A 12,690-nucleotide genomic window follows, 5' to 3' on the forward strand; every position below is an offset into this window, starting at 1 on the left:
GGCCAGCACAGCCAACCTCACTGCAAGCTCGGTCTCTTACAAACTCAGCCGCCCCCGTTCCTCCTCGGTCAACCGCTGGCGGCTCTGTTCATCCAAAGGCCCCGCGCCCAATACCTGGACCGGGCTGGCCGGGTCGTAGGCGCGGGGGGCTTCGCGGCTGGCGCCGTCGCGGGACGGGGCCAGTTGTTCGGAGCCGAAACTCACCACCTGTACGGTAAACACCGACGCCTGGTTCTGCCGCGCCGCGTTCTGTTGCTGACGGGCCACGTCTTCAGCCGCTTGCGTAGCCGAGGACGCCGCCGAACTGGCCGAAGTGATGGCGCCGGTGTTCACCGTGGCCGCCAGTGGTACACCGGAGGATTTGCCCTGGGTCTGGATGTTGGCCGCGTTCACCACGGTCAATGCTGCGATATTGACGTTGCCCGACACCCGGATCCCCGCCTCGCCCGCATCGATGGTGCCCAATGGCGCGATCAGATCGATGTCGCCCGGCGTCACTTCGGCAATCGGGTTGAGCGTGGCGATACCGGCACCGGTACTCGGCACCGACGGCGACAGGGTCACGTTGCCCCAGGTGTCGTACAAACGCTTGGGCGGCGTGTAGACGACGGTGGTCTTCGAACCGCGACCGGCGTTGATATCGCCCTGGGCCGACCAGCCGAGGATCGAGCCACCGAAGGTGGTCATGATCCGGCTCTGCCCCAGCAGGATGCTGTTCTGCGCATACAACTGGATATCGCCCTCGCCCTGGGTGATGACCCCGGCGGTGGACGGCGGCGCGTTGCCCTCGATGCCGAACGTCTGCCCGCCGCCCGGGGTGAGCATCTGGATACTGCCGCCGAAATCGGTGTGCACCCCGGCCCCGCCGAACATGATGATGTCGCCCTTGTAGGTGATCGCATTACCCGCCACATCCTTGCTTGGGAACAACAAATCGATAGCTTCCCGCCCGCGCAGGTAGCTGCCCTGGCGCACGCCGCCCACTTCGTTGTACTCACGACCACCGGCCTTGAGTTCAGCAAAGTACACATCGCGGGCAAACACCCGCTGCTGCTCCGCCGGCAACGCCGCGAAGTAGCTGCGGGCCTGCTCGGTGTCACCGCTGAAGCCGAAGCGTTCCTTGAGCCAATCCACCAGTTCCGCCTCGTAGGTCTTGGCGACCTTGCCGTCCTGGTTCGCCAGGGGCACACCGGCCAAGGCCTGGTTCGCCGGGTCCAGGTAGGCCTTGACGAAGCGATCGTAATCCGCGCCGTCGAGGCCCGCGCCGGCTTGCAGCACCAGGCTCGCGCCAGGGCGCGAATCCCCTGGCACCACGGCGCCGAGGCTGGTGATGCTGACTTTGTCGTCCATCAGGATATTTCGCCCGGCGGTGATCTCCAGCAGGCCGGGGCCGGCGACGTTGAAGCTGCTGTAGAGGATGTCGCGCCCGGCCGAGACGATGGAGATGTCGGTGGGGTTGTTGTGGATGAAGAGGTTGCCGGCGCTGGTGTAATTTCCCGCTTCGGAGTTATTGCTCAACGAGCCGCCCAGTGGAATCCCGCTACTGACGATGTCTCGCCCAGCCATCATCCGTACAGCTCCGACGCCTTCGTAGGCGATTCGCCCCGGCCACCTGCCAACGGATGCCGATGTCATTGACCGTCCAGTGGCGACTGCCAGCAAATCACCTTCCAGCGCATAGAAGCGAGCAGGATCGACATTGAGAGCCCATTCACTGGAAGCGCTGCTGGTGTCGAAGGCAAACAGAGGCAATATTTTCGCATCAGGGCGAGCGGGGTTGCCATCGGCTGAGAGATTGCTGGCCTTTATGATGAAACCATCGACGATACCGACAAAGGCTGGTCGCAACGGCGTCGCCAAGGCAGTCGATGCGGCACCGGAGCGACTGACCGACATATCGCCGCCGTAGATGGAATCGCCGGCCATGAATTGCAGCTCACTGTTGATGCCGGGAGCGAGCAGCAGGGCTGGGCGATTGTTGCCGTTGTAGCCGGTTCCATCCCATATCGAGGATTTGCCATAGTAAAGACTGCCGTTGGCCGCCACAGCCCTCAGGATCGATGGGTAGACCACAGCCAGATCCGTCTCGACCTCTGGCACCACAGGCGTCAGATTCCCCCCCGATGACCACAGATCAATTGCCGTGTTGGCGGTCCACAACGTAAACCAACTAACCCCCGATCCGTTGGTCGCACCACTTTTGAAGGGCGAAACACTCATCATCGGCGCCCGGCCCGGGTCTGCTACGTCCATCACTACCAGGTCGCCCGAAGTGGTCAGATTAAACGTCGCATCGCCCGGCATCAGGGTAAGCCCACCTGTTGGCCGGCTACGTGTGGCTCTGAAGGAGTCGTACGCACGCGTTTCCCCCGGAGACTGTGCCGAAGCAACGTTGCCATAGCGCAGGTCAATTCGACCGATGGCACCGCTGTCGATCTGCGCGTGCCCCCGCAGGTTGATGACCGCGCCGTTGAGATGCCCGTTGGCGAACACGCTATCGGGATTCAAGGCGCCGCCTACGCGCAGGTTGAGGTCACCACCGCCGGTCAATTGCAAACTCCCATCGGCACCTACCCGCCCGGTGCTGCCCACCGCCAACAGCAGCCCCTGGCTACGAGCGTTGATGTTTGAACTGAAGTTGCTACCGGCGAGTTGGTTCAACACCCCCGCGTCACCCTTCACCTGTACATCCAGATCACCGCCGCCCAAGGTCCCGAATCCGGTGAAAGCGGCCATTTGATCAGCGCCACCCGACACCGTCGACGCGGTATAGCTACCGAAGTTGATCCACCAAGCGGTCGGCTGGCTGTTCGCTGAATCACCATTGCCCTGGCGCCAGAGCCAATTGCCCACATTGGCCGAATCCTGGCCCATGTCGATAGGGTTCGGTCGCCCGTTAGAGTTGACTGGCGCGGTCAGATTACCGCTGAGGTCACCGCCGACCTTAAGCAACAGGTTACCGCCCGCGTCCGGATACCAGGCGCGATAGAGACTTTCAGTGCCGCCATCGACCAGCCTTTCATTGCTGCCATCCTCGTCGTTGAGCACCGTGTCGTTGCCGCCCAAGGCCTTGGGCTGGTTGTAGGGATCGCCCGGGAACGTCGGCGCCGACGAGGTGCCGGCGGTATAGATCCCGAACAACGAATCCATGCGCAGGCTGCCACCGCTCAGCAGTTCCAGGTCGCCGGTGCCGGTGCGGAGGACACTTGGACGGACACTGCCGGCAACCGGATTGTATTCCCCGTCAGCGGGTGTACAAATTTCCGGTACTGCGTCGCAAAACGACTGGACTGAATCGAATTTGAAAAATTGCGCCGCGGCCTGGCTGATCAGCTCACCGGCCTTGACCTCGAAGCCTGAATTTGCCAGCTGATCCTCTGCTGATTTGGTCCATTTGTAAGAAGCCTGGAGCGTGCAATTGCCACCAAAATCAGCACAAAAAGCTTCGGCCGATTCGTAACCGAAAATATCGCGAAAGATGGTTTCGTCGACAGGCTGGCCCAGTTCGACCGTGATCCCGTTGTTCAACATGTCCTCTACGCCCGCTTCGGTCCATATCAGGCTGCCCTTTCCAGGCACGAGCACACCGAACATACCGTAGTGGCTGTCGGCGAGACGCAAGTCGCCATGGACGGGTTCAGGCCGGACGATCCGGCTGTCTGCAGCCGTCGTGTCGGCCCCGGCGACCAGTCTCAGCGACCAGGACTGGGAGCCTTCAGCGAGCATCGGGGTGATGGCCCACATCCGGCCGTCGCTGCCCGCGACCTCTGGACGAAACTGCACTGATTCGACACCGTCCGGCAACTTCACATCAGTCCCTGACGGAATCAGTGAACCGCGATTCAAGATCAGGCTACCTTCTAACTTGAGGATATTGGTCTGCGCATTGCCCGCGTTTGCCACGTTGGGCAGCGCGACCCCCTTCGGCCAAGTGAAGCCGCGCAGCGCCGTGGCATCGTTCAGCACAATGCCGGCACCCAACTGCGTGCCGACTTCAAGTGTTTGGGCGCGGCTCAGCAACGTGCCTGCGGCAAACAGCAGGTTGCCGGAAGCGTCATGCACTGCGGCCGCCAACACCGTGCCGGCCGGCAGTTCCAAGGGTTGATCGAGGATCGCCGCCACTGGCAACCGGGTGCCGGCAGCCAGGGTCACATCTTTGATCGGCAAGTCGTAGTTGAGCGTGGTTCCCGCCGGGAACGCCGTACCGTCGGCCAGCGTCACGCCGGCACCGGGAACGACGATGTCGCCACCGGTGAAATCGATGCCGGGCAGCAGCACCCAGCCTTTGTCATCCTGCGTGGGCGGCGGTGGCGCGAAACCGTCGTTGATGCTGCCGTAGATGCTCAGGTCGCCACCGGCGCGCAGGGTCAGCGCACCGGCCTCGCCGGAACCGTATAGGTCGGTTTTCTGCGTGTGCGGGTTCACACTGGCGTAGCGATAACGGGACAGGTCCAGGTCTCCCTGCACCACCAGGTCGCCGTCGGCCGTGGCGCTGACGATCTCGACGCCGGGCCGCAGGTGGAACGCATCGGCATAACGGGCGTTGTTCAGACCGGCGAGTCTACGTTGCATCAAATCGCTGTTGGCCAGGGCCGCGTTGATGAAGGCGAGGCTGTCCTGATGCTTGCCATCCAGATAGGCCTGGTCGATGACCTGATAAGGACGGCCACTGGCCGCCGGATCGCTGCCATAGTCGGCATCGCTGTACTGCCACATACCGTTGACGGCAATCGAGCGAGCGCCCTGGATATCCAGGTTTGCGCTGGCGTCGATGGCAACGTCGCCGTGGGTGGCGTCCGGTCCGCTGCGGCGGGCGTTGAGTTCCAGCGTGCCCCGGGCGCGACCGTCATATTGTCCGGCCCGCGCTGCGGTGCCATGGCGCAGATCGATGCGTGCGCCGTCGGCCAGGGTCAGCACACCGGCGCGGGAGGTCAGGTCGACCATGGCGCGGTTCGGTGAGTCGATGATCTTGCCGTAGCTATCTACACGCAGACGATTGCCATGGGCATCGAGCAGCGCGTTGCTGCCCAGCGTCAGGGAGCGCCCGGCGGCGAGCCGGATGCTGCCGACCCGTTCGCCGCTGGCGTCTACCTTGCCATTGACCAACAGGTTTCCGCTGTCGACCGACACGCTGATGGTCGAGGCCTTGAGTCCGTTGCCGATCACCAGGTCGCCCTGTTTGAGCTGGAAGCCACGGGAACCGAACACCTGCCCGTCGTTCAATCGTTGGTTCAAGGCCGCGAACTGCTCGCTGAGGCTACCGCTGCCGCCCAGGCGCTGGGCCTGGATCTCCACGCCGCCGGCCAGATATGGCATGGCAGTGCCCCCGGCGTCATATTCGCCCGTGCTGCTGCCGAGAATCCGACCCTGCAAATCAACGATCCCAGCGGCCTCGTCCAGGGCCACGGCACTGAGCCGGCCAGCCTGGTTGTTACGGGCCGAGAGGTCGATGCTTGAACCCTCCGCCTGGCGGATGTTGCCGTTGCGGCTTTGCAAGATCACCTCGCCACCGGCGCTGTAGCGTGTCACATCGTTGAAGGTGACGGTGCGGCCCGCCACGTCGATCAGTGCCCCATCGGCCAGGGTCAGGTCATCCGTTGCGCTCAGGGTCAGCTTGCCGCTGGGCAGCATCACCGCGCTGGCAAGGTTCAGGCTCGCGCCTTTGATGGACAACTCGCCCCCAAGCCCGGAGACAGTGCCCGGCTTAGCGCTTGTGCCCGCTACGTTGACCGCGCCGCCTGCGGTGATGCGGTTAACCGAGCCGGCTTCACCGGTGAGCAACGGGGTAAGGATATTCAGGTTGCCGCCGCTGTAGGCGTAGCCCGTTTTCGCGTCATAGGCGCCCTGGCTTTGATACACCGCCAGGCTGCCTTTGTGGTTGGCGGTCAGGCGCTCGCTGGCACTGAGGTTGACGTTGGCGAAGCCCAGCGCCAGACGATCCAGGGTAGTGATAGAGCTCGGCTGGGCGAACTCACCATAGCCGAATTCGATGCGTTGGGCCTGGATATCCAGGCGACCGGCACCGGTGCCGGCCCCACCGGCAATCACCGAACCCGGCGCGCCAACGGCACCGTTCCAGATCAGGTTGGCGGTACGGATGGTCGCCACGTCATTGTTGCTGCCGGCGCCATAAATGGCCGGAGTGCTGAGCATCAGGTTGTTCAGGCGTGACTTGCCGGTTGTTGGGTCATAGGTGTCGAGGCTGACGGTGCCATAGAAGTTCAGTGCCTGGCTGGCTGACAGTTCCAGGGTCTCGAGGGCCGGTGCGCCGTATTCGGTGTCTCCACGCAACAGGCGATCGAGCACGGTCTGGCTCAGGGTCAGGCCGGCGGGCAAGACCTGCCGCGTCGCCGCATTGCTCAGGGCCTGGGCGGTGCCGACGTTGATGTTGCTCAGGGCCAGGGTCAGGTGACGGGTGCCGTAGCGCACCTGGTCGTCAAGCTGCAGGCTGCTGCCGGACGCAGCGACGATGCTGCCTTCGGAGTGAATGCGGGTCACGCCGCTGCACGGCGTCAGGCTGCATCCGCCGATGTTGACTGTGCCGGTGGTGCCTGACAGAGGGGCCAATACATTGAGCAAGCCATTGGAGGCGGCCAGCAAGCTGTAGTTTTGGAACTTCACATTGAGGTTATAGATAAAACCATCACGGGCATCGTACGCGGCCTTTCCCCTTCCGATGGTGTTGATGGCAGCGCCTTGTTCCACCAACAGTTCGCCGCCGTCGGCCAGCAGGAATACCTCGGGCGCCGACAGGGTCGCACCTTCACGCAGCGCGACACTGCGGGACACCCGTTGCGGCGTGATGTAGTTACCACCCTGGCCATAGAGCACCGAAAACTGGCCGCCGATCACTTGGCGTGAGGCATTCAACGCATTGAGGCTTTCGGCATTAAGGGTTACGCCCTCGAAGCCGGCCGTAGCCCCCCGCCCTTCGGCGACCACCTCCAGCGCGGTACCATTGCTGGCGACCACCGCGACGGTTCCGCCGTACCCCCCAGTCTGAGGTGCGAACTTACCGATGCCCTTGAAGGAGAAAGCCTGATCTGCGGCGCCCTTTGCAAGGTTCAACTTCAACATTTTGGCATCTACTGGCAACAAAGCCCTGGGAACGCCCAAACGCGCGGCGTCGGCCACGGCGAACTGGGCGTAGCTGGTTTCGTTGTATTGCGAGTAGCGACGCAGCACATCTCCCGAGGTCAAGATGACTTGGCTGGACAAACTGTTGCGCTGCCCGGTATTGGCCACCGACAGCACGCCGGCGGTGGTCCAGGAACCGTTGCGCATCTGTTGCGCGCTTGAAGTGGAGCCTTGTCCCGCCAAACCGTTGACCTCGACCCGGAACGCTCCCGGCAGCAAGGCGTAGGTGGATGGCATCAGGGTATAGGTACCGGCGGCGAGCCCTGGCACACCGGCGCCAATGGTAATTTGCTGACCTACCCTGGGATCCACTGCTCCACCTTCGGGGGCGACCGGCGCGTATTGGCTCTGATTGCCCGGCACGATGGCGTAGACCGGATTGCTGGACAGCCCCGGCAAGGTGAAACCGCCATTGGCGCCGATTTGTACCAGCGGGTTGAAGCGCGCATCGGTGGAGCCGCCTCGGCCGGAGATGAAACCTGCGCCGAGCAACTCACCGCCACCGGACAGATCGAGCACCGCGTCTTCTTGCGCCACCACAGATCGACCGCCAAGAATCACCCCGATGTTCAAATCGGAGTTGTCGTTGGGCGTCGCCCCCTGTCCCAGCAACACGACCTTCTTGCCAGCGTACTCGTAGCTCTGGCCGTCGACGGTGCCGCCGTAAGGTAGGACCAGGCCCAGGCCACTGACCGAAGTCAGACTGCCCGGTAACAGCTCCACTCGATCAGTGGTACCCAAGCCATCGTTTATGCCGACTTCAATCAACCCCAACGGTGCCCGTACCACCCCGCCCTGCTCAATCTTCGCACTGCCCAGTTGCAAGCGGCCAAATGCCGAATAAGGCACTGCAGGTGTGACCTGGGTAGTACGCTCAATGACCAGACTGCGCTCCGGGTCATAGACAGGGGCACTGGCACCGGTATACCCCGCCAACACCCGTGCTCCAACCCCGGTCGCCGGATACAGCTGCGCCGCTTGCAACACCATGTCCGAAGGGGTCAGCAATTGGGCGGTAAAGCCCGTAGGCATTCCCCCACTGGAGAGCCCTGCCAGGAATCGCAAATCCCCCCGACTGCGTAGCTGAACCCGGTCGAAACCGGCGCGTTCCAGCTCGACGGTATTGCCGTCGGCCTGCCTCAGCTTGCCTTTGCCGCTAAATATCACACTGCCCTGTACATCCAGCAGGTCCGCATTGACGGAAAATACCGCCTTGTTCGTCAATAGCGACACCCCGCCGCCCTCGACCACTGGCCGGGTATAGGGGTCAAAACTCGGTCGAGTGGTCGCCAGCCCTGTCGCAAGTGCCAGCAACACATGGGGTGCATTGAGCTCGACCCGGGTATTGGCTGGCGCGGTTGCACTCAATCCAAAGCTGCGGGCGTACAGGCTCAGGCTTTGGCCGAGGGACATCGACAGGTCGCCATCGACGCTCATCAGGCCGTTGCTTAACAGGGACAGGCTATCGAAACCACCGGCCTGGACCTGATCGACACCTAGCCGCCCGTGACCATAGACCAGCGAATCCGCCGAGGTTTCAGCCGTATCGCTCAGTGGGCTGGCCTGGGCAGCGCGCGCCAGCACCAGTTCACGCACCTTCAACACCCGATCATTGACAGCACTCTTGAAGTAATAGGGCGTTTCCAGCGCTACCGACAAACTACCCCCTGCGGCCCCTGCTCCACCCGAACGGGCGCTGAACGAACCGTCCAGGTACAGACCATTGGCCGACGCCAGGGAAATGCTGCCGCCATTGCTCGCCACCGACGTGCGTCCCTGGCCGGGAATATCCAGAGTCGCCTGGCTGCCATCCGCTTGCAGACGCGCACCGTCACGCACCACCACAAACAATTCGGACGCCGAAGTCGATCCTTTCGCGGCATCGATCTGGCCGCCGATGACAATCTGCCCGCCGTCGCGCACCAGGCCGTAGGTCTGACCGCGCATGTCCCGAGCTGTTATGGCCCGGCTCGATACATCGATCAGTGATTGTTCACCCAGCCATATGGAATGACCGTGGCCTTGGGCATTGACTTGATCGCGGACCGTATCGCCGACGCTCAACTCGGTGAGACTGACCCGACCGCCCCAGGCGTTGAGGGTACCGTTGGCGGTCAGTTGACCGATGCTGCGCACATCGATGCCCTGCCCCGGATCGACGCTGATCACACTGCCCTTGCCCAGGTTCAACACCGTGCTGGCCATGTCGGCGGCGCTGGCGTTCTCGGTGCCGGCAGTGAGGCTCAAACTCGCGCCGCGACGCTGGGTGAGAACCCCTTTGATCGCGTCTTCCTGGTACAGGTCCGGCGTCCAGCGCTGCAACGCATCGGCCGCTTCTGCGCCGCTGCCGGTGCTCAACGCCTGCTCGCCAAAGCGGTACACCGGCATCGTCACATCGACCCGGGTCCCGTCGGCCACGGTCAGGCCTTCGTTGCCAGTGATGTCATAAGCCGAGAAACCCTTGTCGAAAAAATCGCCACTCAGTTGCAAGGTGCCCGGTTCAAGCGGCGAGCCGCTGTTGCCGATCAGCACTTTATTGGCCGCCAGCTTCAAGGTCCCGCCACCGCTTACTCCGGTACCGCGCAGTTCACCGTCCAGGCTCAAGTTGCCGCTGCCTGACGACGTATTGATAACCGCCGTCAGGGTCAGGTCCCCGCCCTTAGCGCCGCGGGTCTTGCCATCGGCCATGACCGCGGCGCCGGAGCTGACGTCGATCAGGCTGCCCTGGCGCACATCGATATTGTCGCTGCGCACGACCACGGCACCGCCGTTGATAAACGGCAGGTTCTGACGGTCGTTGCCATCAAGCAACAGATTGCTCCAGCGGCCAGCGGCGTTCAACGTCACGCCCTCGCCCAACGTGACCACAGCACGCTGACCGGTGACGGGCGAAAGCACGACATCGCCCATCTGGAAATTATCGGTTCTGACCTGTTTAAGCACGTTACCCAGCACAATGCGACCGCTGCGGGCCGTCAGGTCAGCATTCACCTCGACCTGTGGTGCATAAAACGTGATGTCGCCGCCATCGGCTACCTTGAGCGCGCCATCGACCTTGATGCCCTCAAGCGCCGCCACCTTGACCGCACCGAGCTGGAAGCCGTTGAGCAGATCGTTATCCAGAACCAGTTTGCCTTGCCGATCGGTGTCGACCACCGAGGTCAGGTCAAGGCCCGCAGCAATCTTGTCGGCCACTTTGCCGACGGTGATCTGATCGAGCGTGGGGTTCAAGGCGCTGTTGATCACACCGCTGGTCTTGTCATAGATCGGCGTGTAGCTGCCCACCCACAATTGCGCCCGTCGGGCCACGGCGTTTTGCGATTGCTGGTAGCCGTCGAGATTGAGATTGGGTGCCTGGGTCTGGCGTTCGCCCTGATAGACCTCACCGACAATCTGGCCTTCCAACACCGCGTTGCGGGTCGACACCACCAGCTTGCCGGCATCGCGGCCAACGGTGTAGCCGGCTTCGAAGCGCTCGCGCGGGGCGATCAACGGGTTGTAGTAGTAATCAGTCTGGCCCCAACGCTGGCTGTGGTCTTCGTAGCCCTTGTAGATGCCGGTATAGAGAATGTCCCCCGGCGCCTTGGACAAGTCATACAAACGCCCATTGGGGCCCTTGAGCCAGGACTGACGCAGGTAGCCGCTCTGCACATCCAGGGTACCGCCGGACAGGTTCAGTTGCGCCGCCTGCTGGGTCACCACGTCGTTGCCGGTGAACGTCAGGGTGCCGCCTTGAGCAGCCCATTCACCGGCGCTGTGGCCTCGGGTCCCCAAATAACCGCCGACTTCCAACAGCCCACCCGCGGTGTACCAACGGTCGGTGGCGTAGCCGTTGGTGCCCGCCGGCACGTAGATCAAATCACGTACGTCTACCCAGACATCGTTGTTGGTCAGCTTGCCACCGTCGCGGTTCACCGGTGCGTCGCGCTGTTCGTTGCCCTGCACGTTGACCTTGATGGAGTTGGATTCCATCGCTACCTTGACGCCGATGGCGCCGGACACATCGATCACCGCGCCATCGCGCACCAGGCTGCGACCGGCGGCGCTGACCGCAACCTGGCCACCGGTGGCCAGGGTGATGGAGCCATTCTGGAAGTCGACGCTGCCGCCACTGACGATCTCGACCCGCGACTGATCGGTGCGGTCGACCACGCTGCTGAGGTTGTTGAACTGGCCGGTGATCAGGTTGTTCGGCGTGCCATCCAACCCGGCCGGTCCGGCATTGCGCTGGCTGTCCAGGGCACTGCCGCCCGCGGCGTCGAGCAACACCGCCGTGGCGCTGCCCTGCCCCAGGGTCACGCTGCCGGTGCTGTCGCTGAAGGCGTTGAGCAAGTGCACGGTGCCGCGGGTGTCCACCGAACTGCTCGCCACCGCCACGCCGTTCTGCTGCACATTGTGCCCGGTAAGGGTGATGTCGCCGGTGCTGGCCTGGATCAGGCCGCTGTTGATCACCGTGCCGGCGCTGCTGCCCGACTTGAGGGACGTCGCAACCTCGTTGCCGCGGGTGGTGGAACGCAGGTTGCCGCTGGTGCCCTGGCCGCGTCGGATGTAGAAGCTGTCGCCCGCCGCCAGGGTGGTCTGGCCCTTGGCGGTGATGATGGAGCCGGCGTTCTCCACTTCGCTACCCAGCAGCAAGGCATAACCGCCACCGGCCGTGGAGGTGGCGGCGCGGTGGGTTTCTATCAGTGCGCCCTGCTGCACTTCGACCTTGCCCGCCGCGTCAGTGAAGGTCGGCTGGCTGCCAGTGGCATCGACATACAAGCCGCGCTTGCTGAACTGCTCATCACTGATATTCGCCGCCACCGCCGCCAGGTTGCGCACGTTGACCTGGCTGCTGCCGCTGAACACGATGCCGTTGCGGTTGACCAGCATCACCGTGCCATTGCCCTTGATCTGGCCCTGGATCTGGCTCGGTCGCGCCTGGGGATCGTTGACCCGGTTGAGTACGGCCCAGTCTGATTGCTGCTGGAAGTCCACCGTGGTGTTGCGCCCGACGTTGAAGGTTTCCCAATTGAGAATCGCCTTGTCGGCAGTCTGCTCGATCTTCACCGTGGTCTTGCCGCCAGCCTGGGTCTGCTGCGGTCCCTTGGCGTTGAGCCAGCCCTGGGTCAGGCTGTTGTCGACCTTGAGCCCACCCTCGCCCAAGCCGTCGGGCACGACCTGTATCTGCCCTAGCGCGGCTTGCCGTCCGGCGGCCTGGGCCGCCTGCTGGGCGGCGATGGCGGCCACGGTGTTGTTGAGGTTGGTCAACGAACGCTGCAACTGCGCATTGGCCCGTTGCTGTTGCGCCAGGGGTGGCGGCATCCCTGGCTTAGCCGTCGTAGGCCGCCCCGCGCCACCGGCCTGGGACGCGCCCTTAGCAGCAAACCAGGCCGAACTGAATGCCGTCGCCGCGTGGGCATTGCCAGCCACCATCAGCAGGGCAATGGCCTGGGCCAGCGGCTTGAGCCGCAACATCGACAATTCGCCATCGCGACGTGGAGCATTCAGGTTCGTCTGGGGTTTGCTGCGCAGCATCCTACTTATCCTTTCGGGTTCGCTTCTTAAGGGTCG

1 protein-coding gene is annotated in these 12,690 nt (G+C 63.3%); it reads right to left on the bottom strand.

Going from position 1 to position 12,690, the window contains the following annotated elements; all coding sequences use genetic code 11:
• Window positions 1-36: 36 nt before the first annotated feature.
• Complete coding sequence (locus GFU70_RS15710) at window positions 37-12,654, bottom strand: filamentous hemagglutinin family protein (protein ID WP_153388384.1); 12,618 nt, start codon at window positions 12,652-12,654, stop codon at window positions 37-39.
• Between the last annotated feature and the right edge of the window lie 36 nt (window positions 12,655-12,690).

Origin of the sequence: Pseudomonas brassicacearum (genome assembly GCF_009601685.2) — a bacterium.
GTDB lineage: Bacteria > Pseudomonadota > Gammaproteobacteria > Pseudomonadales > Pseudomonadaceae > Aquipseudomonas > Aquipseudomonas kilonensis_B.

What these genes read in the sequence shown, in the direction of transcription:
- GFU70_RS15710 (WP_153388384.1), bottom strand. Translation starts at nt 12,654, where the DNA reads ATGCTGCGCAGCAAACCCCAGACGAACCTGAATGCTCCACGTCGCGAT.